General features: G+C 68.1%; 22 protein-coding genes. 8 read left to right on the top strand and 14 right to left on the bottom strand.

What is annotated here, in order from left to right:
* The first annotated feature begins 141 nt into the window (after positions 1-141).
* The 4 genes from recQ (at position 142) to SBI20_RS08890 (ending at position 3,984) form a co-directional block, all read left to right on the top strand.
* Positions 142-1,980 (top strand): DNA helicase RecQ, encoded by a 1,839-nt coding sequence (gene recQ / locus SBI20_RS08905; protein ID WP_317974701.1) that lies wholly within the window; start codon positions 142-144, stop codon positions 1,978-1,980.
* Positions 1,981-2,214: 234 nt separating this feature from the next.
* On the top strand, positions 2,215-3,237 hold the full coding sequence (locus SBI20_RS08900; protein ID WP_411911554.1) for a right-handed parallel beta-helix repeat-containing protein: 1,023 nt from the start codon (positions 2,215-2,217) through the stop codon (positions 3,235-3,237).
* A 25-nt stretch (positions 3,238-3,262) separates the two neighbouring features.
* Entirely contained in the window at positions 3,263-3,643 is a 381-nt protein-coding gene (locus SBI20_RS08895) for a hypothetical protein (protein ID WP_317974699.1), read from the top strand.
* Between the two features lie 41 nt (positions 3,644-3,684).
* Positions 3,685-3,984, top strand: a complete 300-nt coding sequence (locus SBI20_RS08890; RefSeq protein WP_317974698.1) for a hypothetical protein — start codon at positions 3,685-3,687, stop codon at positions 3,982-3,984.
* A gap of 28 nt (positions 3,985-4,012) precedes the next feature.
* Here the strand turns inward: SBI20_RS08890 and ribA are convergent, their stop codons facing one another.
* The 7 genes from ribA to SBI20_RS08855 all read right to left on the bottom strand — a co-directional run bounded on the left by ribA (position 4,013) and on the right by SBI20_RS08855 (position 10,453).
* Positions 4,013-5,119 carry a GTP cyclohydrolase II gene (gene ribA, locus SBI20_RS08885; protein WP_317974697.1) on the bottom strand — a complete coding sequence of 369 codons (1,107 nt, stop codon included), beginning with the start codon at positions 5,117-5,119 and terminating at the stop codon, positions 4,013-4,015.
* Entirely contained in the window at positions 5,116-5,907 is a 792-nt protein-coding gene (gene xth, locus SBI20_RS08880) for an exodeoxyribonuclease III (RefSeq protein WP_317974696.1), read from the bottom strand. Before xth ends, ribA begins: the two co-directional genes overlap by 4 nt.
* 375 nt (positions 5,908-6,282) lie before the next feature.
* Positions 6,283-6,948 carry a LolA family protein gene (locus SBI20_RS08875; RefSeq protein ID WP_317974695.1) on the bottom strand — a complete coding sequence of 222 codons (666 nt, stop codon included), beginning with the start codon at positions 6,946-6,948 and terminating at the stop codon, positions 6,283-6,285.
* Between the two features lie 116 nt (positions 6,949-7,064).
* Entirely contained in the window at positions 7,065-7,232 is a 168-nt protein-coding gene (gene rpmG / locus SBI20_RS08870; RefSeq protein ID WP_054132393.1) for a 50S ribosomal protein L33, read from the bottom strand.
* Positions 7,233-7,425: 193 nt separating this feature from the next.
* Complete coding sequence (locus SBI20_RS08865) at positions 7,426-7,680, bottom strand: GlsB/YeaQ/YmgE family stress response membrane protein (protein ID WP_317974694.1); 255 nt, start codon at positions 7,678-7,680, stop codon at positions 7,426-7,428.
* Positions 7,681-7,812: 132 nt separating this feature from the next.
* Positions 7,813-8,628 (bottom strand): undecaprenyl-diphosphate phosphatase, encoded by an 816-nt coding sequence (locus tag SBI20_RS08860; protein ID WP_317974693.1) that lies wholly within the window; start codon positions 8,626-8,628, stop codon positions 7,813-7,815.
* 103 nt (positions 8,629-8,731) lie between these two features.
* A complete protein-coding gene (locus tag SBI20_RS08855; RefSeq protein WP_317974692.1) occupies positions 8,732-10,453 on the bottom strand; it encodes an ABC transporter transmembrane domain-containing protein in 1,722 nt (573 codons plus the stop codon).
* A gap of 520 nt (positions 10,454-10,973) precedes the next feature.
* On the opposite strand from SBI20_RS08855, the gene SBI20_RS08850 reads away from it, so the two are divergent.
* Complete coding sequence (locus tag SBI20_RS08850; protein ID WP_317974691.1) at positions 10,974-12,275, top strand: polyhydroxyalkanoate depolymerase; 1,302 nt, start codon at positions 10,974-10,976, stop codon at positions 12,273-12,275.
* A 17-nt stretch (positions 12,276-12,292) separates the two neighbouring features.
* Here SBI20_RS08850 and SBI20_RS08845 read toward each other — a convergent pair whose 3' ends face one another.
* The 4 genes from SBI20_RS08845 to SBI20_RS08830 form a co-directional block, all read right to left on the bottom strand.
* Positions 12,293-12,553 (bottom strand): hypothetical protein, encoded by a 261-nt coding sequence (locus SBI20_RS08845; RefSeq protein ID WP_317974690.1) that lies wholly within the window; start codon positions 12,551-12,553, stop codon positions 12,293-12,295.
* A 166-nt stretch (positions 12,554-12,719) separates the two neighbouring features.
* Positions 12,720-13,985 carry an N-succinylarginine dihydrolase gene (locus SBI20_RS08840; RefSeq protein ID WP_317974689.1) on the bottom strand — a complete coding sequence of 422 codons (1,266 nt, stop codon included), beginning with the start codon at positions 13,983-13,985 and terminating at the stop codon, positions 12,720-12,722.
* A 17-nt stretch (positions 13,986-14,002) separates the two neighbouring features.
* The gene (locus SBI20_RS08835; RefSeq protein WP_317974688.1) at positions 14,003-15,055 is read right to left on the bottom strand and encodes an arginine N-succinyltransferase; all 1,053 of its coding nucleotides are present in this window, start codon (positions 15,053-15,055) and stop codon (positions 14,003-14,005) included.
* A 5-nt stretch (positions 15,056-15,060) separates the two neighbouring features.
* Entirely contained in the window at positions 15,061-16,278 is a 1,218-nt protein-coding gene (locus SBI20_RS08830) for a hydrolase (protein ID WP_317974687.1), read from the bottom strand.
* A 325-nt stretch (positions 16,279-16,603) separates the two neighbouring features.
* Here SBI20_RS08830 and SBI20_RS08825 point away from each other — a divergent pair, with 325 nt between their 5' ends.
* Positions 16,604-18,772 carry a malate synthase G gene (locus SBI20_RS08825; protein ID WP_411911509.1) on the top strand — a complete coding sequence of 723 codons (2,169 nt, stop codon included), beginning with the start codon at positions 16,604-16,606 and terminating at the stop codon, positions 18,770-18,772.
* A 123-nt stretch (positions 18,773-18,895) separates the two neighbouring features.
* Positions 18,896-19,477 carry a hypothetical protein gene (locus SBI20_RS08820; protein WP_317974686.1) on the top strand — a complete coding sequence of 194 codons (582 nt, stop codon included), beginning with the start codon at positions 18,896-18,898 and terminating at the stop codon, positions 19,475-19,477.
* Between the two features lie 72 nt (positions 19,478-19,549).
* Here SBI20_RS08820 and SBI20_RS08815 read toward each other — a convergent pair whose 3' ends face one another.
* The 3 genes from SBI20_RS08815 to thiL form a co-directional block, all read right to left on the bottom strand.
* On the bottom strand, positions 19,550-20,494 hold the full coding sequence (locus SBI20_RS08815; RefSeq protein WP_317974685.1) for an acyl-CoA thioesterase: 945 nt from the start codon (positions 20,492-20,494) through the stop codon (positions 19,550-19,552).
* 117 nt (positions 20,495-20,611) lie between these two features.
* Entirely contained in the window at positions 20,612-22,711 is a 2,100-nt protein-coding gene (locus SBI20_RS08810) for a sodium-translocating pyrophosphatase (RefSeq protein ID WP_317974684.1), read from the bottom strand.
* A 214-nt stretch (positions 22,712-22,925) separates the two neighbouring features.
* Positions 22,926-23,810, bottom strand: a complete 885-nt coding sequence (thiL, locus tag SBI20_RS08805; RefSeq protein WP_317974683.1) for a thiamine-phosphate kinase — start codon at positions 23,808-23,810, stop codon at positions 22,926-22,928.
* 122 nt (positions 23,811-23,932) lie between these two features.
* On the opposite strand from thiL, the gene mtnP reads away from it, so the two are divergent.
* On the top strand, positions 23,933-24,841 hold the full coding sequence (gene mtnP / locus SBI20_RS08800; protein ID WP_317974682.1) for an S-methyl-5'-thioadenosine phosphorylase: 909 nt from the start codon (positions 23,933-23,935) through the stop codon (positions 24,839-24,841).
* Positions 24,842-24,999: the final 158 nt, after the last annotated feature.

The raw sequence follows: 24,999 nt of genomic DNA, 5'->3' as shown, positions 1-24,999 counted from the left end.
ACGGGCTCCGCGACCTTACCACGGGAAATGGGGCGGGCCTTGACTCATGGCAAGGGAGGCGGGGGGGGGAAGCCACCGATACGGCAGGGGTGCCGCTTCGGGCACTGGCGAGCGCGGCGGCGATCTGTCATAGGCCGGGGGATGACCTCCGTTTTGCTTGATCCTGTCCCCGGCCTTGGCCCTGATCTTGACGAGGCGCGCAAGTGTCTGGCGCAAGTCTTCGGGTTTCCCGGTTTTCGCGGGGTGCAGGATCAGGTCGTCGCGCGCGCGCTGGCGGGGCGCTCCACCCTTGCGGTGATGCCCACGGGCGCGGGCAAGTCGCTGACCTACCAGTTGCCTGCGGTCATGCTCGAAGGGACGTGCGTGGTCGTCTCGCCGCTGATCGCGCTGATGCATGACCAGTTGCGCTCGGCGACCGCCAACGGCATCCGCGCTGCCGCGCTCACCAGCGTCGATACCGACCGCGAGGTGACCATCGACCGCTTCCGCGCGGGCGAGCTGGACTTGCTCTATGTCGCGCCCGAGCGCGCCAGCCAGCCCCATTTCCGCGAGCTGTTGTCGAAGGCCCCGCTCAGCCTGTTTGCCATCGACGAGGCGCACTGCGTTTCGGAATGGGGCCACGATTTCCGGCCCGACTATCGCCTGATGCGCCCGCTGATGGACGCCTTCCCGCAGGTGCCGCGTCTGGCGCTGACGGCGACGGCCGACCGGCACACCCGCGCCGACATCCTCGAACAGCTCGGCATCCCGGCCGACGGGCTGATCGTCGCCGGGTTTGACCGGCCCAATATCCAGTACCGGATCGCCCCGCGCGACAATCCGCAGCGCCAGATCCTGCGGTTCATCGCCGACAATCCGGGGCCGGGGGTCGTCTATGCGCCCACCCGCGCGCAAGTGGAGAAGCTGGCCGAGCAACTCGGCGCGCAGCTTGGTGCCGAGGGGCGCCGCGTGCTGCCCTATCACGCCGGGCTGCCCGCCCATGTCCGCGCGGCCAATCAGGAAGCCTTCGTGTCGAGCGAGGACATGGTGATCGTCGCCACGGTCGCCTTCGGCATGGGGATCGACAAGCCCGACGTGCGCTTTGTCGCCCATGCCGGGCTGCCCAAGTCGATCGAGGGCTATTATCAGGAAACCGGGCGCGCCGGGCGCGACGGCGATCCTTCGGTGGCGCTGATGCTGTGGGGGGCGGACGATTTCGCCCGTGCCCGCCAGCGGCTGGCCGAAGTGGACGAGACCCGCCGCCAGGGCGAACGCACCCGGCTCGACGCGCTGGCGGGCCTGGTCGAGACGACCGCCTGCCGCCGCGCGGTCCTGCTGCGCCATTTCGGCGAAAACCCGCCCGCGACGTGTGGCAATTGCGACAACTGCCTCGAACCGCCGGCCCTGACCGACGCGACCGAACTCGCGCGCAAGCTGCTCTCGGCGGTCTATCGCACCGGGCAGAGCTATGGCCTCGGCCACCTCGAAAAAGTGCTGACCGGACAAGCCGACGAGCGGGTGCGCGCGCGCGGACACGACGAACTTTCGGTGTTCGGCATCGTCGGGCCCGATCAGGCTCCGCTGCTCAAGGCCCTGTCGCGCGCGCTGCTGGCGCGCGGCACCCTGACCGCGACCGAGCATGGCGGGCTGGCGCTGGCCGGAGACGCACGCGCGATTCTCAAGGGCGAGCAGACCGTCGAACTGGCCTTGCCGCCGGTGCGCGAGCGGGGCGGGAGCAAGCGGCGCGGCAAGACGGCAGGGGCGGGCGCCGCGCTCAATCCCGTGGGCGATCCGCTGTTCGAGGCGCTGCGCGCGCTGCGCCGCGCCATCGCGAGCGAAGCCAATGTGCCGCCCTATGTGGTGTTCCACGATGCGGTCCTGCGCGAAATGGCGGCCAGCCGCCCGCGCACGCTGGCCGATCTGGCGGCCATCGGCGGGGTCGGCACGCGCAAGCGCGATGCCTATGGCCAGCGTTTTCTCGAAGAAATTGCGCGTCATTGAGGGACTGATCCGAAACTGTCGTTTCGGATGGTTCGGCACCAGCCCGGTGCCGAACCGAAATTCGCCTCTTCGGCGAATTTCGAATCAGATTCTGAGGGACTGGCGCCGTTCTTTCGGGGCTGGCGCGTTTTGTCGTTGCGTGCATAGGTCTGCGCTCGGAACCTAAACGGGCGGTCAACCATTCTGCGATAGAATGCTCCGCACAAAGGCGGGGAAACGGTTGTGATCATGCAGATGGATATGGAAACCCGCCTGAACCGGCGCCTGAACCGGCATCGCGCCTCGCGCCAGCGCCTGATGCTTCTTGCGCTGGGCGTGCTGGCGGCGATCCCCACCGGCGCTCTGCTGGCCCAAAAGGCGCAGGCCCAGATTGCGCAAACGCAGGCCGCGGCCCCCTATACCGTGGTCGAGACCGGGCAGGGCTATGACCGTCTTCAGGACGCGATCAACGCCATCGACACCGGCACCGGCACGATCCGCATCGCGCCGGGCACGTGGCACGATTGCGGGGTGCAGCCGCACGGCTCCATTGCCTTTGTCGCGCAAGTGCCGGGGCAGTCGATCTTCGATGGCACCGTGTGCGAGGGCAAGGCCGCGCTCGTGCTGCGCGGGCGTTCGTCGCGGGTCGAGGGACTGATCTTCCAGAATCTCAAGATCGGGGACGGCAATGGCGCGGGCATCCGCCTCGAAGGGGGCGACCTGACCGTGCGCGAGGACTGGTTCCGCGACAGCGACGAGGGCATCCTCTCGGCCAACAATCTCTCGGGTCATGCGGTGATCGAGCAATCGACGTTCACCCGCCTCGGGCGCTGCGACCGTGGGCTCTCGTGCGCCCATTCGATCTATTTCGGCGAACTGGCGAGCCTTGCCGTGCGCCGCAGCCGGTTCGAGCAGGGCATGGGCGGGCACTATGTCAAAAGCCATGCCGCGCAGATCGAGGTGACCGATTCCAGCTTCGACGACAGCCGGGGCCATACCACCAACTACATGATCGACCTGTCCATCGGCGCCAGCGGGCTGATTGCGCGCAACTGGTTCGTGCAAGGGGCCGACAAGGAAAACTACAGCACGTTCATCGCCAATGCCGCCGAAGGCCACAAGCACAGCGCGGCTGGGCTGGTGATCCGCGACAACACCGCGCGGCTGGTGCCGGGCCTCGCGCGGCAGACGACATTCGTGGCCGACTGGTCGGGCGATGGCATCCAGATGGGCCCCAATGCGCTGGGGCCGGGTGTCGCGCAGTTTGCGCGCCGCTGACTTGCGCGCTATTCCTGCGGATGTGTTGAGCCGGTTTTCTTTCGGTCTGGCCGGTCGCTTGTGGGCGGCCCTGCTGGTGCTGACCGTCGCGCTTTCGGCCTTTGCCTGCGATGCGGGCGGGGGGCTGGGCGGGGCGCCGGGAACCGGCTTGCCCGGCTTGCGCCATGGCTCGGCCTTTTCGCTCGATACGGTTGAAATGGCGGTGGCTCCGGCGCGGACGGCGCTGGCCGTGGCGCGGTCGCTCGCGCCGCTCCCCCTGCCGCTTGTGCCGCTCGTTGTTCTTCCTGTGCCCGTTGCGCTCGGGCTCGCGCTGCCGCGCGGTGTCTGGCCTGCGTCCACCGGGCCGCCGCTGGCCGTCCTGCCGCTGCTCTCTCCCGGAACGCCGCGCGCGCCGCCGTTCGCCTGACGAAAAAGACCCTTTTCTCTTTTTTGTCAGGACGAATTTGTATGACCATCCAGACCCAGAGCGCGACCGCGCTCGCCCGCCGCGCGCATGTCGAGGCGCTGCTTGTCGCCTATCCCGATGTCACCCCCGAGGAGCACGGCATGCTCGTGCGCTATTTCAAGCGCGAGGCCAATGCCCTCGACGTGGGGATGATCGCCAGCAACGAGAGCATCGCGCGCGGCTATGCCCGCTTCCGGCACGACCATCTCGATCGCTTCACCTGGGCCGATCTGGCCAAGGGAATCGTCGGAACGGCGATTGTCGTCCTGTGCATCGGGCTGGTGATGCTGCGCGCGCTGTAAAACTCTGATCCGAAACTGTCGTTTCGAATCAGGATGAAACGTCGGGCTCCTGTGTGAGCAGGTGCCCGGTCCGCTCGCGCTTGGTGTCGAGGTAGCGGGCGTTGTGCGGATTGGCGGGAAGCTGGTGCGCGACGCGTTCGATCACCTCGATGCCCAGCGCCGACAGCGAGGCGACTTTGGCCGGGTTGTTGGTCATCAGGCGGATGCGGCGCGCGCCCAGCAGGTCGAGCATCCGCGCGGCCACGGGGAAATCGCGCGCTTCGGAGGGCAGGCCCAGCCGTTCGTTGGCGTCGACCGTATCGAATCCCTGATCCTGAAGCTGATAGGCGCGCAGCTTGTTGATGAGGCCGATGCCGCGCCCTTCCTGTCGCAGGTAGAGCAGCACGCCCCAGCCATGATGGCCGGTTTCCTCGGCCATGCGGGCGAGCGCGGCGTTGAGCTGGGGCCCGCAATCGCACTTGAGGCTGCCCAGAATGTCGCCGGTCAGGCATTCGCTGTGCAGGCGCACGAGGGGCGGGCGGGCATTGTCCTGTTCGCCGATGATCAGGGCGACATGCTCGCGCAAGTCGTCGCGCGCACGGAAGGCGACGATCTCGGCCTTTTCACAGGCCTCGACCGGCAGGCGCGCGCGGGCCTGGATGGTGAGGTTGAGCGGGTCCTTGAACTGCTCAAGATCGCGGGCCGAGACGGTCTGGGCCACGTCCACCCCGCTCGCGACCAGAAAGGCGGGCAGGATTCCGGCCAGCCGCGCCAGTTCCATGGCTGCGCGGGCGGCCTTGGGGGCGGCAATCGGGCTGGCGCGGAACGGGCCGCGCAGGGGGCTGTCGAGATCGCGGGCCGGATCGGCCAGATCGCGCGCCTGGGCCAGCGTGAACGGCTCGGCCCCGTGGAGCAGCACCGGGCGCTCGGGCACGGCGGCGTCGAGCTGGTTGGCGAGCTTGAGCGTGGCCGCGCGCGCCGCCGAGATCAGCATCTGCGCGGCATAGAGCCCCGGCTGGGCAAAGCCGGTTTCGGCGGGAAGCAGGTCGAAGCCGCCTTCTCCACCATCGCTCTCGTCGGTGACGCGGATGGCCCAGCCATGGCGCAGCGCGTCGAGCGCACGGGCGACGCGGCGCGTGGCGGCCTCGGGCGTCACAGCGCGAACTCGGTGATCAGAGGGATATGGTCCGAAGGCTGCTCCCAGCGGCGGGTTTCCTCGACGAAGCGGTGCGCGGTCGATTGCGCGGCAAGGTCGGGCGAGGCCCACATGTGGTCGAGGCGGCGCCCCTGGTCCTTCTGGCGCCAGTACGAGCGATAGGACCACCACGAATAGTTGCGCTCGGGCGCGGGGATGTGCTTGCGCCCCAGATCGACCCAGCCATGCGCGTCGGCAAAGCGTTGCAGGGCTTCCACCTCGATCGGGGTGTGGCTGACGACCTTGAGCAGGGCCTTGTGGTCGTAGACGTCGGTGGGCAGCGGGGCGATGTTGAAATCGCCCACGATCAGGGTCGGGCGGTCGAGCGCATCGGCCCAGCGGGTCATGCGGTCGAGGAAGTCGAGCTTCTGGCCGAACTTGGGGTTCACCTCGCGGTCGGCGACATCGCCCCCGGCGGGGATGTAGACGTTTTCGAGGATCAGGCCTTGCCCCGCGCCCAGCAGCTCGACGCCGACATGGCGCGCCTCGCCATTGTCCTGCCAGTCGTGGCGGCTGACCTCGCGCAGGGGCAGGCGGCTGACCGTGGCGACGCCGTGATAGCCTTTCTGGCCATGGATCGCGCGGTGGGTATAGCCGAGCGCCTCGAACACCTCGTGGGGGAACAGGTGCTCGGCCACCTTGATCTCCTGAAGGCACAGCACGTCGGGCTGTTCCTGCTGAAGGAAACGCACGACCTGATCGGCGCGCAGGCGGACGGAATTGATGTTCCAGGTGGCGATCGAAACCATGGGGCGTGCTTTAGGCACGGGGGCAGGGGGCGGCAAGGGGCGCGCGCAGCAAAGGGAGCGGCGGGACGGGGCGGCAGAACAGAAAAAAGCCCTCGGACCGGGGGCAGTGGTCCGAGGGCTTCATCGGCGTTCGTCACGCGATCGACGAGGTGGAACCGGAGTGGCCGGGCAACAGGGGGGAAACCCGCCAGTCCGTTCTTTTCTGCAAAGAACCGTCCGTCTCGTCTGAAACCCTGTCTAGGGCAGGGCCGCTTGCTGGACGATGAACGGTTGCCCCCGGATTTTCGCAAATTGTCGCAAGGGGAGGGGGAAACGAAGATGAACCGCCGCCTGCGCACGACCTGTGGAAAGGGGCCGTGCGCAAGGGGCGGGTTCTCAATGGCGGATCTGAGGCCGCGGATCGTTGAAGCGGAAGCTGTTGGCCGGAATCGGCACGCCATAGCGCTGGTTCGAGAGGCGAATCGCGGTGCGCTGGTTCTGCGAATCGAGCGTGACCCAGCTGTCGAGCTGGTAGCCGCCCGGCGCTGCCGGATTGCGCACCATGATCAGCGTGAGCGTGCCATATTCGGGATGGCGCGGGTCCTTGATGTCGAGGCTGGTCACGTTGGGATTGGCCGTCGGGACCAGCCGCGCATAGCGGGCGACGTCCTTGTTCGGATCGAGCAGGGCGCCCAGCGGGCTGTTGCGAATCGGCCAGCGCGAGACCTGGCGCACCTCGTAGTCGATCATCGTGAGCGCCGAGCCGTCCGAAACGATCAGCAGCGGCACGCCCGGCTGGTACTGGAAGCGGATCTTGCCGGGGCGTTGCAGGGTGATCGTGCCGGTCAGGCGCTGGCCGTTGCGGTCGGTCTGCACGAAATCGGCACGCATGGTGGTGATCGCGCGCAGGGCGGCGATGGCCCGGTCTGCTTCGGTCGAAGGGGCTGCGGGGGCCGGGGCCGGGGCGGGCTTGGCCAGTGCAGGGGTGACCGACGTGGTGACCGACGTGGCGAGGGCCAGTGCGATAGCCGGAAGGCGGATTTTCCTGATCAACGTGTTCATTGCCAATCCTTGTCGTGTGGGCATTGAACTGGCTGTGAACCTTCCGGTTCCGGGGGCCAGAAACACAAAAGGCCGGGGAAGACCCCGGCCCGATGCGTTCTGCGAAAGCGGCAAGATTACTTGATCTTGGCTTCCTTGAATTCGACGTGCTTGCGCACGACCGGGTCGTACTTGCGGAACGACATCTTTTCGGTCGTGTTGCGCGGGTTCTTCTTGGTGACATAGAAGAAGCCGGTGTCGGCGGTCGAAACCAGGCGGATCTTGACGGTAGTGGGCTTTGCCATGGGCTTGGTCCTGAATTCCTTCTAGGCGTCGGCGCGCCGCTGCTCAAACAAAACGGGCGGCGCGCGCCGCCCTGACAGGTGGTCGCCCATGAGGGAGACTCGACTCAAAGTCAAGCGGGACTGCATGAATTGGGGCGCAGAGCTGGTGCCCCGCGCCCCGATTTTCATGATCGGATGCCCGATGGTTGCAGATTTAGCGCACCGAACCGCGACGCACGAGGTTGACGATCGCCAGCAGGATCAGCGCGCCCACGAACGAGACGATCAGGCTGGCGCCCGAAATCCCGTTGGTGATGCTGCCTCCGCCGAGCAGCAGGCCGCCCAGCATCGCACCCACGATGCCGACAACCACGTTGAGGAAGATGCCCTGCTGGGCATCGGTGCGCATCACGATGCTGGCCAGCCAGCCAAGGACGCCGCCGACGACGAGAAGAACGATAAGGCCCATGAGGTATACCCCTTGAATGATGCCACATCCCGTGGCGTTCTGCTGCATCAATACGCAGCCAAGGGGTTTGGTTCCGGGAGCAGGCCGCGCCATCGGACGAGCCGATGCGGGCCTTTTCCCGAATTTTTCGGATCAGACGCCCAGCAGCCAGACCAGCGCGGCCGCGCCCACCACGATGCGATACCACGCGAACGGCGCGAAGCCGTGGCGCCCGATGTAGGTGACGAACAGCTTGATCACCACCAGCGAGACGATGAACGAGGTGACCCCGCCCACCGCGATGTCGCTCCAGCCCACGGTGCTCGTGCCGGCGGCCAGTTCGCTGCGGTGGTCCCACAACTGCTTGGCGGTGGCGCCGAACATCGTGGGGACGGCCAGAAAGAAGCTGAATTCGGCCGCCGTCTTGCGGTTGATGCCCATCGAGAGGGCGCCCATGATCGTGGAGGCCGAACGCGACATGCCCGGCACCATCGCCAGACACTGCATCACGCCCACCGCCAGCGCCTTGTGCAGGGGCAGCTTGCTGACCGGCTGGTATTCGCCCTGCCGGGCCAGACGTTCGATCACCAGAATCAGCACGCCGCCCACGACAAGGGCGGCGGCCACCACCGAAGGGGTTTCCATCAGGGTGTCGATCTTCTTCTTGAGCAGGACCCCCAGAATGGCCGAAGGAATGAACGCCACCAGCACGTTGCGCACGAAGTGGAGCGAATCGGGCTCCCGGCGCAGGGCACCTGCCCCCACCTCGACGAATGTGCGCCAGTAGAGCACCACGACCGCCAGGATCGCGGGAAGCTGGATAACCACGTTGAACACGTCCCACTCCGCAGCATTGAAGCCGAGAAGTTCAGTGGCCAGAATCAGGTGTCCGGTAGAGGAAACGGGGAGGAACTCGGTCAGTCCCTCGACGATGCCGAGAAGTACGGCGGTGATGGTGTGGCTGTCCATGGAGATCCGATTTGCCGCAGCGCAGCACGCGTTTCAAGCGCGCGATGGTCTTGTTGCCGCGAATTGAGAAATGGGCCCCGAACAGATGCCGGGGAGCCTGTGCTCAGGCCCCCTCGAACTGCATCCGGGCGAGGCGGGCATAGAGCCCGTCGGCGGCGATCAGGCTGGCGTGGGTGCCCTGTTCGACGATGCGCCCGCCATCCATCACCACGATGCGGTCGGCCTTGCGCACGGTGGCGAGGCGGTGGGCGATGACCAGCGTGGTGCGCCCTTCCATCAGGCGGTCGAGCGCATCCTGCACCAGCCGCTCGCTTTCCGCGTCGAGTGCGCTGGTGGCCTCGTCGAGGAGGAGGATCGGCGCATTGCGCAGCAGGGCGCGCGCGATCGCCATGCGCTGGCGTTGCCCGCCCGACAGGCGCGCGCCGCCTTCGCCCAGGAACGTGTCGAGCCCCTCGGGCAGGGCGCGCAGGAAGTCCTCGGCATTGGCCGCGCGGGCGGCGGCCCAGATCGCCTCGTCGCTGGCCTCCCATGCGCCATAGCGCAAGTTGTCGCGCGCGCTGGCGGCAAAGAGCACGGCTTCCTGCGGCACGAGCGCCATGCGCGCACGGATCTCGGCCGGGTCGGCCTGGGGCAGGGGCACGCCGTCGATCCGCACCATGCCCGCTTGCGGATCGTAGAACCGCTGGGCGAGCAGGAACAGCGTGGACTTGCCCGCGCCCGAGGGGCCGACGATGGCGACCGTTTCGCCCGGCTCGATGGTCAGCGAGAAATCGACCAGCGCCGGGCTGTCCGGGCGGCTGGGATAGCGGAACGAGACCTGCTGGAACGCAAGCGCCCCGCGCGGCGGGCTGGGCAGCGCGATGGGCCGCGCCGGGCGCGCGATGTCGGGCTGTTCGAGCATGAGTTCGTTCAGGCGCCCGGCCGCGCCCGCCCCGCGCAAAAGATCGCCATAGACTTCGGTCAGCGCCCCGCACGACCCCGCGACGATGCCCCCCGTCAGCACGAAGGCGGCGATGGTGCCCCCGGTCAGCGTGCCATTGGCAACGCCGATGGCGCCCTGCCACATCAGGCCGGTGATCCCGCCCATGACCAGGAAGATGACGATGGCAGTCATCACCGCGCGGATCGTGATGCGGCGGCGCGCGGTGTCGAACGTGCGCTCGACCGCATCGGCAAAGCGCTGGCGCTCGCGGTTTTCCTGTCCGAAGGCCTGGACGATGCGGATGGCGCCCAGCGCCTCGGCGGTGATCGCGCCGATGTCGGCCACGCGGTCCTGGCTCGATCGCGAGACCTTGCGCAACCGGCTGCCGAAGAAGGCGACCGGGGCGATGATCGCGGGAATGCCGATGGCGATCTCGGCGGTGAGCCAGGGGGCGAGGAAGAACAGGTAGAGCAGGCCCCCCAGCGCGGTGATGGTGTTGCGCAGGGCAATCGACAGGGTCGTGCCCACGACCTGCTCGATGATCGCGGTGTCGGCGGTCATCCGCGAGGCGATTTCCTTGGGGCTGTTTACCTCGAAGAAGGCGGGCGGCAGGCGCAGCAGGTTGGCCTGCACGCGGCGGCGGATGTCGGCGACCACGCGCTCGCCCAGCCACGAGACGAAATAGAACCGGATCGCCGTGGCAAAGCCCAGCACGATGGAGATCGCCAGCAGGACATGGAACGCGCTGTCGATCGTGCCGGTCTGGGCATGGGGGCCGAAAGCCTCGTCGACGATGGACTTGAAGCGGGCAGGAATGGCGATGGTGGCCGTGGACGTGGTCAGCAGCGCGAGCAGCGCGGCGGCGACCTGCCCCGGATACTTGGCGCCCTCGCGCCAGATCATCCGCAGGGGCCCCAGCTTGCGGCCCGGCGGGGGTGGGGCCTGCTCCGTCGGGGAGGGGGCAGACTGGGAGGGGGCGGGTCGGGACGGTTCCTGGAGGGGCTCTGCCATGGCTCAACCGCCTAGCCCATGGCGGGCGCCACTGGAAGGGGGACTTGTGCCCAGTCAGCCGGGAGTCAGGCGGGAGTCAACCGGGCGTCCGCCGGGGCCATCACGGGGCGTTTCGGGCCGCTTTGTCCTGCGCCGGGGGGCATGTCGATCTTGTTGCATTGCAGCCGGAGCAATTAACGGGCACAATCATGGTGAACGCACGTTATGGAAGGCCGGGTGCCCGCAGCGCACAATGGCCGGGCATGGTGGCGCCGTACAGGTTGTATACGTTTATGATGTATACGCTGGCGGTCATCGGTCTGGCGCATAGTGGGTCTATGCGATGGGCACCGGGTGTTCACGGTAACCTGTCGCAGGCCATGTCATCCTGAGCGGATGGCTGGTCGCCGACGCCAGAGAAAGGCTGTCTCCCGTGCTCTACAAGGCTTATGAAATCCAGCGCTCGCTGATGAATGCGAGCAGCGCCTGGGCCTCGATGATGGTCGACATCCTCAACGACCCGCAGATGCCGTTTGCCGCTTTCGGGCCGATGCAGACGATGGCCTCGGCGCTCAATGTCTTTGCCCATGCCACCGCGCCGCGCGGCAAGCCCGCCTTCGCGATCCGCACGGTCCATGTCGACGGGCATACCCATGCCGTCCACGAGACGACCGTGGTCCATCGCCCGTTCGGCGATCTCAAGCTCTTCACCCACGATGGCCTGCCTGCCGATGCGCCCAGGCTGATGATCGTGGCGCCGATGAGCGGCCATTTCGCCACGCTTCTGCGCGGCACGGTCGAGCGCATGCTCGAACGCGCCCATGTCTACATCACCGACTGGGCCGACGCGAAATACGTGCCGCTGGCCGAAGGGCACTTCGACCTCGACGACTATATCGACTATCTGATCGGCTTCCTCGAACACATCGGCCCCGGAGCCCATGTCATGGCGGTCTGCCAGCCTTCGGTGCCCGCCTTTGCGGCGACGGCAGTGATGGGCGCGAAGAAGCATCCGTGCCGTCCGCTCACCCTGACGATGATGGGCGGCCCGATCGACACCCGCGAGAGCCCGACCGAGGTCAACGACCACGCGATCGCCAAGCCCTTCGTCTGGTTCAAGCACAACATGATCACCACCGTGCCCGAAAACTATCCGGGCGCGGGGCGGCAGGTCTATCCCGGCTTCGTCCAGCTCACCAGCTTCATGTCGATGAACCTGGGCAGCCACATGATGAGCCATTACAAGCTCTTCCAGCACATGGTGCAGGGCGACGGCGAAAACGCGGATTCGACCAAGAAGTTCTACGACGAATATCGCTCGGTCTGCGACCTTCCGGCCGAATTCTATCTCCAGACGGTCGACGTGGTGTTCCAGCAGCACGCCCTGCCGCAGGGCGAATTCGTCCATCGCGGGCAGGCGGTCGACCTGGGCGAGATCACCGACACGGCGATCCTGTGCATCGAGGGCGAGAAGGACGACATCTCGGGCATCGGCCAGACCCGCGCCGCGCTCAAGGTGACGCCCGGCGTGCCCGACGAAATGAAGCAATACTACCTCGCCGCCGAGGTGGGCCACTATGGCATCTTCAACGGTTCGCGCTGGCGGGGCCGGATCGCCCCGGTGGTCGAGGCCTGGATGGCGCGCTTCAACACGCGCGATGATGCGGCTCAGGGCAGCGGCAGTTCAGGGCAGGGAAAACCGCGTGGCGGTGGCAAGCTGTCGGCGGTGAACTGAAACCGGAAAAGGGTTTTTCAGGGTTTGTCGGGCGGGCTTGCCGGGGATTGTCCGGCAGGCCCGTTCGCCTTTTCGAGCTTGAGGCAATCGAGGATCTTGGCCCCGGCCATGAACACCGCGCCCGTTGCCGCCAGAAACAGCAGCTTGCCGCCAAAACCGGGGAACCGCGCCAGATAGGCCTGCCCGCGCTCGACCGCGCCGAGCGCCAGCGCGTAGATCACCGCGAAGGCCTCGAACCGGTTCTTGATCATGAAAAGGCGAGCTATCTTGCCCAGCATGGTGCTGTCCCTGATGTCACGACTGCAAAAGCGAAATTAACAGTTCGGTAACTGTTACGCAAAAACCGTGCCAAGGCAGCAAACTAGGGCCGTAAACAGGAGCTGCCCGGGCCTGTCGGTCTCGCCAGTGTAAAATCTGGCGACACCGGGGCCCGGTTTCAAGCCATCAGGCCAGCTCTTTCAGATCCAGAACGGCGAGAAGTGCCTCCCGCGCGGCGATTACCTGCGCGGCCAGCGCCGGGGTGCCCAGATCAGTGGGGGCGATCCGTTCGGGCCAGTGCGTGGCGACGACTTCCTCGATCCGGCCGATCTTGTCGGCATCGAGCAGGAAGCGCGGATCGACCGTGGCCGGATCGGCGACAACCCGCAGGCGCAGGCAGGCCGGTCCCCCGCCATTGGCCATCGACTGGCGCACATCGACCGGCAGGACGTGGCGGATCGGCCCGTTGCCCGCCAGCATCGTTTCGAGCCAGCCGCGCACGGGCCCGTTTTCCCAGGCTTCGAGCGGGATCACCAGCGCCATCGCGCCATCGGGCAGGGTAAGAAGCTGGGCGTTGAACAGGTAGGATTTGATCGCATCGGCAAGGCTGACCGCGCTGGCGGGGACGACGATGATCTCGGCCTCGGGCAGGGCGGCGCGGATGGCTCCATACGTGCCTTCCGGGTCGGCAAACGCCTGTTCGTGGGTGAACAGCACGCGGCCATTGGCGACGGCCACGACATCGTTGTGAAAGGCCCCGGCGGCAATCGCCTCTGGCGCCTGCTCGACAAACAGGCAGCGTGCCGGATCGAGGCCGTGAAGGCGGGCGACCGCGCGGCTGGCCTGCTCGTGCTGGCGCGCGGGGAACGCGCCGCCCGTGCGGCCATAGACGAAGATTTCGAGGCCCGGTGCATCGTGGCCGGGCGCCATGCGCATGTGGTTGGCCGCGCCTTCGTCGCCAAAGCAGGCGGGCACGGCGTCGTGGACCACGAAATGGGCGCTGTCGGCAAAGGCGAGGCGCAACTGGCGCACGGTATCGGGCCATTCCTGCGCGCGGTGGGGCATCGTGACGAGGTTGGCGGCGGTCAGGTGGCAGCGGCCATCGGCGGTGTCGGGCGCGGGGCTGACGGTGGCGGCATTGGCCGTCCACATCGAACTGGCCGACCAGGCTGCCGCGCGCAAGCGGCGCTCGGCTTCATCAGTCGGTTCGCAGGCGGCAAGGCCGAGCGCATCGAGGAAGGCGCCGTTGGGCCGGGGCAGCGGCACGAACAGGCCCTGTACCAGCCCGAGGCCGAGGTTGTGGCGCATCTTGGCCAGCCCTTGCAGCGCGGCGGCGCACGGGGCCGAGACGGCGCCGGCATGGGCCGCCGAGGCGAGATTGCCCAGGCTCAGCCCGGCATAGTTGTGGCTGGGGCCGATGAGGCCGTCGAAGTTGATCTCAACGCGTGCCATGAAGGGTTTCGTCCTGTTTAGCGGGCAACATGCCAGACGGTGTCGCCCTCGCGCACGGCGAGGGCCGTGGCGGCGCCGGGGGAAAGGATCAGGCCATCCTGTCCGTCTGCCACGTCGGCCAGTGTGCAGCGGAAGCTGGCGAGGCGCCCGGTGGCGACCAGCGCCTGACGGATCGGGCTCCGGCTTTCGGCGGCGATGCCTTCGGGCGGGGCGATCTGCGCCACCGGCTCGGCGCGGGCCTGCGCGATCGAGCGTACCTGATCGGTCCGCGCGGTCATCGTCGGGCCGCCGTCGAAGATGTCGACATAGCCTTCATAGGCAAAGCCCTCGTTCTCCAGCATCCGCATGGCCGGGCGGCCATTGGGATGGGGCATGCCGATGGCCGTGCGCGCGCTTTCGGGCAGCATGGCGACATAGACCGGATGCTTGGGCATCAGGTCGGCGATGAACTGGTTGCCGTGGAGGGCGTTGAAAGTGTCGGCCTCGTGGAAATCCATGCCGAAGAAGCGCCCGGCCACCCCGTCCCAGAAGGCCGAGCCGCCGCGCTCGTCGATCACCCCGCGCAGTTCGGCCAGGATGCGCGGGGCAAACCGGCCCCGGTGCATGGCGATGAACAGATAGCGGCTGCGCGCCAGCAGCAGGCCCAGCCCGCCCGCCCGCTCGCCGGGGTGGAGGAACAGCCCGCCCACCTCGCTCGATCCTTCGAGGTCGGTGACGAGGTTGAGCATCTCGGCGCGGAACGTGCGGGCCAGTTCCTTGGAATGCTGGGTCAGCGTGGTCAGCCGATAGGAATAGAACGGCCCGGTGCGGCCCACGCAGGCAAAGATCTGCGCCGTGCCGCGCGCTTCGCCGGTCATCGTGTTTTCGAGGATGGTCACGAACAATTCGTCGCCCGGCCCGTCGGGCAGGCTCTCGCGCCCGTCGGCATAGGCGGCGGCGGCGCGTTCGAGCTTGGCGCGCAGCGAGGCGCGGTCGGCGGGCAGGTTGGTAAAGCCGCTGCCGCCCAGCTTGGCCAGTTCATAGAGCGATTCGAGGTCGTCGACCCGCGCTGCGCGGATGCGAAAGGTCATGGGGATTATTCTCCTCCCGAAAGACGGTGCAGCACCAGCGCCGAAAGCGCCGCGCGCTCGGCCAGCGAGGGCACGATCAGGAATTCCTGATCCGAATGGATCGCCCCGCCGCGCACGCCCATCGTATCGACCACCGGCACGCCGAGCGCGGCGATGTTGTTGCCGTCGCACACGCCGCCCGTGTCCTTCCAGCCGATGGTCTGGCCCAGCGCCGCGCCGCATTCGCGCACGAGCGCGAACAGCGCCTGCGCTGGGGGATCGAGTGGCTTGGGCGGGCGGCTGATCCCGCCGTGGACATGGATGGCCACCTCGTGCGCGCGTTCGACCGCCTCGACCGCCTCGCCCAGCGCGGCGGCAAAGCCTTGGGCATCGCCTTGCGTGGCCGGGCGGATGTTCCAGCGCAGCACGGCCTTGTCGGGCACGACATTGTTGGCGCTGCCCCCGTCGATCCGTGCCGGGTTGACCGACAGCCCGGCGCGGTGGAGCGCCTTGAGCCGCAAGGCGAGGTCGGCGGTGGCGACCAGCGCGTTGCGCCCCTCGTCGGGGTTGCGCCCGGCATGGGCCGAGCGCCCGGTGACAATGGCCGAATAGTTGCCGCTGCCCGCCCGCGCGCCCGCCAGCGTGCCATCGGGCAGGGCCGAGGGTTCGTAGGTCAGCGCGGCAGCCTTGCCCGCCGCCAGCCGCGCGATCAGCGGAGCGGACGACAGGCTGCCGGTTTCCTCGTCGGCATTGATCAGCACGTCATAGCCCACGCTGGCGGCCACCGGGCTCGCCTCGAAGGCGGTGAGCGCGGCGAGCATGACCGCGATGCCCCCCTTCATGTCGGCCACGCCCGGCCCGACCAGCGTTTGTTCGTCGGCCCAGACCTGATGCTGGAACGGATGGTCGGCGGGGAACACGGTGTCCATGTGCCCGGTCAGCAGATAGCGGCGCGCGGCTTCCGGGCGGACGGAGACGACCAGATGGTGCCCGTGGGCGAGGGGCTGGACCCGGCCATCGGCGGTGATCGTCTCGACCGGGGCGGGCGCTTCGAGCCGGATGGTGCCGGGCAGCACGGCAAAGGCCTGTGCCAGCAGGGCGGCCTGCGCGGCCAGACCGCCCAGATTGCGCGTGCCGCTGTTGACCGCGCTCCATGCCTGCACATGCGCGAGCATGGCGGCCTGCGTTTCGGGCAGGGCAAAGGGGGCGAGAAGGGCTTGCTGGGTCCGGGAAAGCTGTTGCATCGGCAACCGGCCTAGCCGTTCCCGCCGCCGGGGTGAAGGCCCCTCCGTCAGGCCTGCGGCCTGACACCTCCCCGCCAGCGGGGAGGATCTGATCCTCCCCATGCCATGGGGAGGGGGACCGCCCGCGCAGCGGGTGGTGGAGGGGAATGCCCGGCCAGTCCCCTCAAAAGGTTGCAAAACACGCCCGAATCAGGCAAAAGCCGATCCGTTCCTCCCCAGGTTCCATCGACAGGCATCACGTTTCAGGCACTTGTGCGTGCCAGCACGTTGTTTTTCCTGTATGCCCGATCGCATAAGGCCGATCGACTGACAAAGGCAGATGACCATGGGTGAGTTGACTGAATTCGCTGATCTGAGCCCCCGCACCGACCGGGCCGGATTGCAGGTGGATGCCGCACTGGCAGACTTCATCGAAACCGCCGTTCTTGCGCCGCTCGGCCACGACACGGCTGCGTTCTGGGAAGGCTTTGCCGCGCTGGTGGCGCACCATGCGCCCGTCAACCGCGCGCTTCTGGCCAAGCGTGACGATCTCCAGACCGCAATCGACAGCTGGCACCGCGAGCGTGCGGGCCAGCCGCACGACCCGCTCGCCTATCGCGCGTTCCTCGAAGAGATCGGCTATCTGGTTCCCGAACCGGCGCCCTTTGCCGTTGCCACCACCGATGTCGATCCCGAGATCGCCACGATGGCCGGGCCGCAGCTGGTCGTTCCGGTCCTCAACGACCGCTTCCTGCTCAACGCCGCCAATGCCCGCTGGGGCAGCCTCTACGACGCCTGGTATGGCACCGACGCGCTCGACGCGGCGCCGGCCCGTCCCGGCGGCTATGACCCGGCGCGCGGCGCGGCGGTGATCGCGGCGGGCCGTGCGTTTCTCGACGCCACGCTGCCGCTGGCGCAAGGGAGCTGGGCGGATTGGGACGGCCTGGGTGAAGGCGGGGGTGTCCCCGCGCTGGCCAATCCGGCGCAGTGGGTCGGCCAGAAGGATGGCGGCCTGCTGTTCCGCCACAATGGCCTGCATATCGAACTGGTGATCGACCCGGCCCACCCTGTCGGCCAGACCGACAAGGCGGGGCTCGCCGACATCGTGATGGAAGCGGCGCTGACCACCATCGTCGACCTTGAGGATTCGGTCGCGGCGGTCGATGCCGAAGACAAGCTGATCGCCTATCGCCACTGGCTGGGCCTGATGCGCGGCGACCTGACCGCCCACTTCACCAAGGGCGGCAAGACCCTGAGCCGCACCCTCGAAGCCGACCGCGTGTGGTCGGCCCTCGATGGCAGCGAACTGGTCCTGCCGGGCCGCAGCCTGCTGTTCGTCCGCAATGTCGGCCACCTGATGACCAATCCGGCGATCCTCCTGCCCGATGGCAGCGAGATTCCCGAAGGCATCATGGACGCGGTGATCACCTCGGCCATCGGCGCGCACGACCTGATGGGGCTGGGCCTCTATCGCAACAGCCGTCAGGGCTCGATCTACATCGTCAAGCCCAAGATGCACGGGCCCGAGGAAGCGGCTTTCACCAACGATCTGTTCGATGCGGTCGAAGACCTGCTGTGCCTGCCGCGCCACACCGTCAAGGTCGGCGTGATGGACGAGGAACGCCGTACCAGCGCCAACCTTGCCGCCTGCATCGCGGCGGTGAAGGACCGTGTCGTCTTCATCAACACCGGCTTCCTCGACCGCACCGGCGACGAGATCCACACCTCGATGCAGGCCGGGCCGATGATCCGCAAGGGCGCGATGAAGCAGTCGGGCTGGATCGCCGCCTACGAAGCGCGCAATGTCGGCATCGGCCTTGCCTGTGGCCTCTCGGGCAAGGCGCAGATCGGCAAGGGCATGTGGGCCGCGCCCGACCGGATGAAGGCGATGGTTGCCGAAAAGATCGGCCACCCGCGCACCGGCGCCAACACCGCCTGGGTGCCTTCGCCCACCGCCGCCACGCTCCACGCCATGCACTACCATCAGGTCGACGTGTTCCGCCTGCGCAACGAGATCACCGAGCGCCCGGTGCCCGGCCTCGACGCGCTGCTGGCGATCCCGCTGGCCGAGGGGACCAACTGGTCGGACGAGGAAATCCGCGCCGAGCTGGACAACAACGCGCAGGGGCTCCTGGGCTATGTCGTGCGCTGGATCGACCAGGGCGTCGGCTGCTCCAAGGTTCCCGATCTCGACGACGTGGGCCTGATGGAAGACCGCGCGACGCTGCGCATTTCCAGCCAGCATCTGGCCAACTGGCTGCTCCACGGCGTCTGCACGCGCGAGCAGGTGATGGACGCGCTCCAGCGCATGGCGGCCAAGGTTGACGGGCAGAACGCCGACGATCCGCTCTACGAACCGATGGCGGGCAACTGGGACACCAGCTTTGCCTTCCGCGCGGCCTGCGACCTCGTGTTCGAGGGCACGACCCAGCCCAGCGGCTATACCGAACCGCTGCTCCACGCCTGGCGTCGCCGCAAGAAGGCTTCGCTGCAATCGGTTGCTGAACCGGCCTGACGGGTCCGCTTCCGAGGCAATCCGGGCGGGGCGGCGCTTGCAAAGGCGCCGCCCCGCTTGCGTGCGGGCCATGCACGCGCCATGGGCTGGGGCCTGTCGAGTCTGTCGAATGGAAGCGAAACCATGATGCAAATGATCGAGGCCAACTGGCCGCTGCTGGCCGGTGTGCTGGCGCTGGCCGTGGTGCTGGCCTTCTTCCTGCTGCGTTCGGGTGGCAAGAAGCCCCCGCAGCGCGAAATCAGGGACGTCCTCTCCGAAGGCGCCGCCCCCGCCCAGCGCAACAACGCGCTGATCGCGGCCCCTTCCGCCGCCACCGTGGCCACGATGCCGCCGCCCTCGCTTGCCCCCGAAGTGCCCGTGGCCGAGCCGATCCCGGTCGCCCCGGCGCCGGTGGAGCCGGCCCCCGCGCCTGCGGCCCCCGTTGCCGCCGCCGCAGAGCCCGCTCCGGCACCGGTTGCCCCTGAAGAGGCCGATGACCTTACCCGGATCAAGGGGCTGGGCCCCAAGCTGAAAACCCTGCTGGCAGGCCTTGGCATCACCCGCTTTGCCCAGATCGCCGCGTGGACGGAAGCCGACCTTGCCGCCATCGACCCCAAGCTCGGCGCCTTTGCCGGTCGCCCCGCGCGCGACAACTGGATCGAACAGGCCCGCCTGCTGTCGAGCGGCGATACCGGCGCCTATGAGGACAAGTTCGGCAAGCTCTGAGCGCGGTTTTCAAGAAAAGGGGAAAGGAAGGGGCCATCGGCCCCTTCGACCCCGTTATCTTTTCTGTTTTGCCTATCCGACCTTGCGGACGAGGCCTTCCTGCGCGGTTTCGGCGACGAGCCGCCCGTCGTGGGTGAAGATGCGGCCTCGGGAAAAGCCGCGGGCCTGTCCGGCCCAGGGGCTGTCGCAGGCATAGAGCAGCCAGTCGTCAGCGCGGAAATCGTCGTGGAACCAGATCGCGTGGTCGAGGCTGGCACCTTTGGCCGTGCCTGCGGCCCAGCTCAGGCCGTGGGGGAGCAGGCTGGTGCCCAGCAGGGTCATGTCGCTGGCATAGGCGAGCAGCGTGCGGTGGATGGCCGGATCGTCGGGCAGCGGGGCGACGCAGCGCAGCCAGGTGTGCGAGACGGGCTCGATCCGCGTATCGCTGCTGCCCGAGGCGGGCGGCGATTGGCGCAGCCAGTTGATCGGCTCGACCGGGCGCATCTCGATCGGGCGCGGGCGGGCGAGGGCCTCGCGGCGCTGTTCGGGCAGGCGTTCGGCATAGATGGCCAGCAGGTCGGCCTCGCTGGGCAGGGCCTCGGGCAGGGGCACGGCGGGCATTGGCACGGCATGGTGGACGCCAGGTTCACGCCGCTGGAACGAGGCGGTCATGCTGAAGATGGCCTTGCCGTTCTGTTCGCCCACCACGCGGCGGTTGGCGAAGCTGCGCCCGTCCATCTCGCGCGAGACGGCATACGTGATCGCGGTTTCCTCGCTGCCGGGGCGCAGGAAATAGCCATGGAGCGAATGGACCGGGCGGTCGGCATCGACGCTGGCCTGCGCGGCGGCCAGCGCCTGGGCGATGACCTGCCCGCCAAAGACCCGGCCTTCGCCGCCCGGTTTGCGCGCGCCGGTGAAGCGGTCCTTCCCCTCGGGTCCGCCTTCGGGCGAGACGGTGAGCAGGGATACCAGCCCGGCCACGATCGCGTCCGGTTCGGTCGAGGAAGAGAGCAGGGTGGTGGAAAGCGGATTGAGCATGGCCGCGCGCCTAGGCGAGGGCGATGGCGAGCGTCAATCGGGTGGGAGGCGCTGTCATAAAGATGAAACCTCAAAAAGGGGGACGGGATGCCTGCCAGACCCCGCCCCAAACCCAAGCTATGCCCCCGCGAGGGCGGCCAGCAGCAGCAGGGCGACGATATTGGTGATCTTGATCATCGGGTTGACCGCCGGGCCGGCGGTGTCCTTGTAGGGATCGCCCACCGTGTCGCCGGTGACGGCGGCCTTGTGCGCGTCGGAGCCCTTGCCGCCGAAGTGGCCGTCCTCGATGAATTTCTTGGCATTGTCCCAGGCGCCCCCGCCCGAGGTCATCGAAAGCGCGACGAACAGCCCGCCCACGATCACGCCGAGCAGAAGCGCGCCCAGCGCGGCAAAGGCATCGGCCTGCCCGGCCACGTAGCGGATCACCCCATAGACCACCACGGGTGCGGCCACCGGCAGCAGCGAGGGCACGACCATCTCGCGGATCGCCGCGCGCGTGACGAGATCGACCGTGCGGGCATAGTCGGGGCGGCTGGTGCCCGCCATGATGCCCGGATCGGCGGCGAACTGGTCGCGCACGTCGATCACCACGTCGCCCGCCGCGCGGCCCACGGCGGTCATCCCCATCGCCCCGAACAGGTAGGGCAGCAGCGCGCCGAGCAGCAGGCCGACGACGACATAGGGGTTTTCGAGGCTGAAATCGACCGTCAGCCCCGGAAAGAACGCCCGCAAGTCGGTGGTATAGGCCGCGAACAGAACCAGCGCGGCCAGCCCGGCCGAGCCGATCGCATAGCCCTTGGTGACCGCCTTGGTCGTATTGCCCACCGAGTCGAGCGCATCGGTGCGGGCGCGCACGGCCTCGTCCAGTCCGGCCATTTCGGCGATGCCCCCGGCATTGTCGGTCACCGGGCCATAGGCATCGAGCGCGACGACCATCCCCGCGAGCGCAAGCATCGCCGTCGCCCCATAGGCAAGGCCGATCAGCCCGGCCAGTTGCCAGGCCACCACGATCCCCGCGCAGATCACCAGCGTGGGCAGGGCGGTGGCTTCGAGGCTGACGGCAAGGCCCTGGATCACATTGGTGCCGTGCCCGGTGCGCGAGGCGCGCGCGATCGAGCGGACCGGGCGATAGGCGGTGCCGGTATAGTATTCGGTGATCCAGATGATCAGCCCGGTGATGGCCAGGCCCACCAGCGCGCAGCCGAACAGGGCCTGTCCGCTCACCCCGGCAAGCTTGCCATGCGTGCCCAGCGGGGCGGCCATGTCGCCCAGCGCGGCCTGCATGGCCAGCCAGATCGCGGGCACCGACAGCAGGGCGGTGACGGCAAAGCCCTTGTACATCGCGCCCATGATGTTCTGGCTGGGGCCCAGCTTCACGAACAGGGTGCCGATGATCGAGGTGACGATGCACACGCCCCCGATCAGCAGCGGCAGGGCCATGAGCGCCAGCAGGCGGGCCGGATCGTCGCAAAGCAGGGCGGTGAGGATCATCGTCGCGCCCACGGTCACGACATAAGTTTCGAACAGGTCGGCGGCCATCCCCGCGCAATCGCCCACGTTGTCGCCCACGTTGTCGGCGATCACCGCCGGGTTGCGCGGATCGTCTTCCGGGATACCGGCCTCGACCTTGCCGACCAGATCGGCGCCCACGTCGGCGGCCTTGGTGAAGATGCCCCCGCCCAGCCGCGCGAAGATCGACACCAGCGAGGCGCCCAGCGCCAGCGTGGTGAGCGCGGTGATCACCGTGCGGCTTCCCGGCGCCAGCCCCAGCGGGCCGACCAGCACGGCAAAGAACCCGGCGATCCCCAGCAGGGCAAGGCCCGCCACCAGCATCCCGGTGATCGCGCCCGACCGGAACGCGAGGGTCAGGCCCTGTTGCAGCCCGTCCTGCGCGGCGGCGGCGGTGCGCACGTTGGCGCGCACCGAGACGGTCATGCCGATGAACCCGGCCAGAGCCGAAAGCGCCGCGCCGATGACGAAGCCGAGGGCGGGCAGCGGGTGCAGGGTCAGCGCGACGATGATCGCGACAAGCACCCCGACCACGCCGATCGTGGCATACTGGCGGCGGAGATAGGCCTGCGCGCCTTCCTGGATGGCGGCGGCGATGTCCTGCATTTTCGGGTTTCCGGCCGGGCTTCCCAGCACCTGGCGGCTGGTCGCATAGCCATAGAGCACGGCCAGCAGCCCAAACCCGATCGCGACGACGACGAGGTTCATGTGGCATCCCCCTTTGTTGCGTCCCGCGCCCGGTTTTTTCGTCTTTTCGTGGGGGGCGTGGGCGAGTCCCGTCTTGTGCGGGACGGGGCGAGGCTAGACCATCTTTGGTGGGCTGCAAGCGGGATTTTTCTCCCCTCCCTACCTCAGGAGGACCAAAGATCCTCCCCGCGTGCGGGGAGGGGGACCGCCCGCGCAAGTGGGTGGTGGAAGGGGCTCAGCCGTGCTCGTAGCCCAGCACGCCCACAGGCGCCTGCCCGTCGAGCAGGAGCGGCGCCGGGCCGGGGGGGAGCGCCTTGCCGATGCACGCGGCGGGCACCGGCGGGGTCTGTCCGGCCGGAAGGGTGAAGAGCAGTTCGTAGTCATCCCCCCAGCTCAGCGCCGCACGGCGGCGTTCAGGGGACAGGCTGGCAGGGAAGGGGCAGGCCGATGAATCGACCGCCAGCGTGATCCCGCTGGCACGGGCCAGCCGCGTGGCATCGAGCAGGAGGCCATCGGACACGTCCATCATCGCGGTGACATGCGGGGCCAGCGCGCGGCCTTCGGCAAGGCGGGGGACGGGGCGGGTGAAGGCGGCGATTTCGGGACTTTCGGAGCCCTTTTGGCCTTCTTTCAGCGCCTCGAAGCCGAGCATGGCGGCGCCCAGCGTGCCTGTCACCCACAGCGTATCGCCTGCGCGGGCGCCCTTGCGCGAGGGGACGGGGCGGTGCGTGGCGCGGCCCAGCGCGGTCAGGCCATGGGTGGCGCTGGCCCCCCGGCGCACGGTGTCGCCGCCCAGCAGGGGCACGGCAAAGGCGTGCAAGACCTCCTCCAGCCCGGCCAGAAAGCGCGCTTCGCCCCCGCCCAGCCCATAGCCGAGCAGGACGCCGAGCGGCTGGGCGCCCTTGGCGGCCAGATCGGACAAGTTGGTGGCCACCAGTTTCCACGCGACATCGGCGGGGTCTTGCTCTGGAAGCCAGTGGATGCCTTCGACCATCATGTCGTGGGTGAGGATCAGGCTTTCGCCGCCAAGGTCGATCACCGCCACGTCGTCGTCGAGCCCGCGCGCGGCCGGATCCTGCGCGAGGGCGCGCAGGGCGGCGATGAAGGCGGGTTCGGTCATGGTCGCGTTCGGCATGGGAGTGCGGGGTAGCGGGCAGGCGGGCGTTTGCAAGCGCGATTGCCCGCGCGCCGTGCCGCCGCTATCGAGCAGGCACGACGATTTTTTCAAGAAGGCGACATTCCTTGCACACTGAACAGACGGCTTCGCACGGGCACAAGACGGCGGCGCACTGGCGCATCGGGATCATCGGTGGCTCGGGCATCTACGACCTGTCGGTGCTCGATGAAGTGCAGGAAATCGCGGTCCAGTCGCCGTTTGGCGCGCCTTCGGGGCCGGTCACGCTGGGCAAGATCGGCGGGGTGGAATTCGTGTTTCTGGCCCGCCATGGCGCCGGGCACCGCATCCCGCCCGAAGGGATCAACCACCGCGCCAATATCGACGTGATGAAGCGGTGCGGGGTAACCGACCTCGTCGCGATCTCGGCCATCGGGTCTTTGCGCGAGGAACTGGCGCCGGGCAGCTTCGTGGCGGTCGACCAGTTCATCGACCGCACCCATGGCCGTCCGCAGAGCTTCTTTGGCGAAGGGCTGGTGGCCCATGTCTCGCTGGCCGATCCGGTCTGCGCGCGGCTGTCCGGGCTGCTGGGCGATGCGGCGCAGGCTGCCGGGGCCACGGTCCATCGCGGCGGCTGCTATCTGGCGATGCAGGGGCCGCAGTTCTCGACCCGCGCGGAAAGCCGCCTCTATCGCCAGTGGGGCGCCGACGTGATCGGCATGACCGCGCTGCCCGAGGCGCGTCTGGCCCGCGAGGCCGAGCTGCCTTACGCGCTGATCGGCATGGTCACCGACTATGACGCCTGGCGCGAGGGCGAGCATGTCGATGTGGCGCAAGTGATCGAGGTCATGCACGGCAATGCAGCCACCGCGCGCGCGATGGTGACGGCGCTGGCCGGGCTGCTTCCGCCCGAACGCAGTGCCAGCCCGATCGACCACGCGCTCGACGGGGCGATCATGACTGCGCCCGCGCAGCGCGACCCGGTTCTGGTGGCCCGGCTGGGCGCGGTGGCGGGCCGGGTGCTCAACGAGCGGTGACTCTCTCGAATCGGGGTGAGCCGGAAGGTTTATTCCATTTTGGAGTAATGCACCATTTTGTGCGCGTAACTTTCTGAAAGTTGCGCGTTAACCAGCAGTCTTGCATGATTGCAAGGCTGCTGGCCACAGATGAGGCAACATCATTGTTGCCATTGTCG

Origin of the sequence: Novosphingobium sp. IK01, assembly GCF_033242265.1 — a bacterium.
GTDB classification, from domain to species: domain Bacteria; phylum Pseudomonadota; class Alphaproteobacteria; order Sphingomonadales; family Sphingomonadaceae; genus Novosphingobium; species Novosphingobium pituita.
This window is presented reverse-complemented; position numbering and strand designations above follow the sequence as displayed.

Bases quoted from the DNA above. Each gene is read 5' to 3' on its own strand.
- recQ (WP_317974701.1), top strand. From the start codon at position 142: ATGACCTCCGTTTTGCTTGATCCTGTCCCCGGCCTTGGCCCTGATCTT.
- SBI20_RS08900 (WP_411911554.1), top strand. From the start codon at position 2,215: ATGGATATGGAAACCCGCCTGAACCGGCGCCTGAACCGGCATCGCGCC.
- SBI20_RS08890 (WP_317974698.1), top strand. From the start codon at position 3,685: ATGACCATCCAGACCCAGAGCGCGACCGCGCTCGCCCGCCGCGCGCAT.
- xth (WP_317974696.1), bottom strand. From the start codon at position 5,907: ATGGTTTCGATCGCCACCTGGAACATCAATTCCGTCCGCCTGCGCGCC.
- SBI20_RS08875 (WP_317974695.1), bottom strand. From the start codon at position 6,948: ATGAACACGTTGATCAGGAAAATCCGCCTTCCGGCTATCGCACTGGCC.
- rpmG (WP_054132393.1), bottom strand. From the start codon at position 7,232: ATGGCAAAGCCCACTACCGTCAAGATCCGCCTGGTTTCGACCGCCGAC.
- SBI20_RS08865 (WP_317974694.1), bottom strand. From the start codon at position 7,680: ATGGGCCTTATCGTTCTTCTCGTCGTCGGCGGCGTCCTTGGCTGGCTG.
- SBI20_RS08860 (WP_317974693.1), bottom strand. From the start codon at position 8,628: ATGGACAGCCACACCATCACCGCCGTACTTCTCGGCATCGTCGAGGGA.
- SBI20_RS08855 (WP_317974692.1), bottom strand. From the start codon at position 10,453: ATGATCTGGCGCGAGGGCGCCAAGTATCCGGGGCAGGTCGCCGCCGCG.
- SBI20_RS08845 (WP_317974690.1), bottom strand. From the start codon at position 12,553: ATGCTGGGCAAGATAGCTCGCCTTTTCATGATCAAGAACCGGTTCGAG.
- SBI20_RS08840 (WP_317974689.1), bottom strand. From the start codon at position 13,985: ATGGCACGCGTTGAGATCAACTTCGACGGCCTCATCGGCCCCAGCCAC.
- SBI20_RS08835 (WP_317974688.1), bottom strand. From the start codon at position 15,055: ATGACCTTTCGCATCCGCGCAGCGCGGGTCGACGACCTCGAATCGCTC.
- SBI20_RS08830 (WP_317974687.1), bottom strand. From the start codon at position 16,278: ATGCAACAGCTTTCCCGGACCCAGCAAGCCCTTCTCGCCCCCTTTGCC.
- SBI20_RS08825 (WP_411911509.1), top strand. From the start codon at position 16,604: ATGGGTGAGTTGACTGAATTCGCTGATCTGAGCCCCCGCACCGACCGG.
- SBI20_RS08820 (WP_317974686.1), top strand. From the start codon at position 18,896: ATGATGCAAATGATCGAGGCCAACTGGCCGCTGCTGGCCGGTGTGCTG.
- SBI20_RS08815 (WP_317974685.1), bottom strand. From the start codon at position 20,494: ATGCTCAATCCGCTTTCCACCACCCTGCTCTCTTCCTCGACCGAACCG.
- SBI20_RS08810 (WP_317974684.1), bottom strand. From the start codon at position 22,711: ATGAACCTCGTCGTCGTCGCGATCGGGTTTGGGCTGCTGGCCGTGCTC.
- thiL (WP_317974683.1), bottom strand. From the start codon at position 23,810: ATGACCGAACCCGCCTTCATCGCCGCCCTGCGCGCCCTCGCGCAGGAT.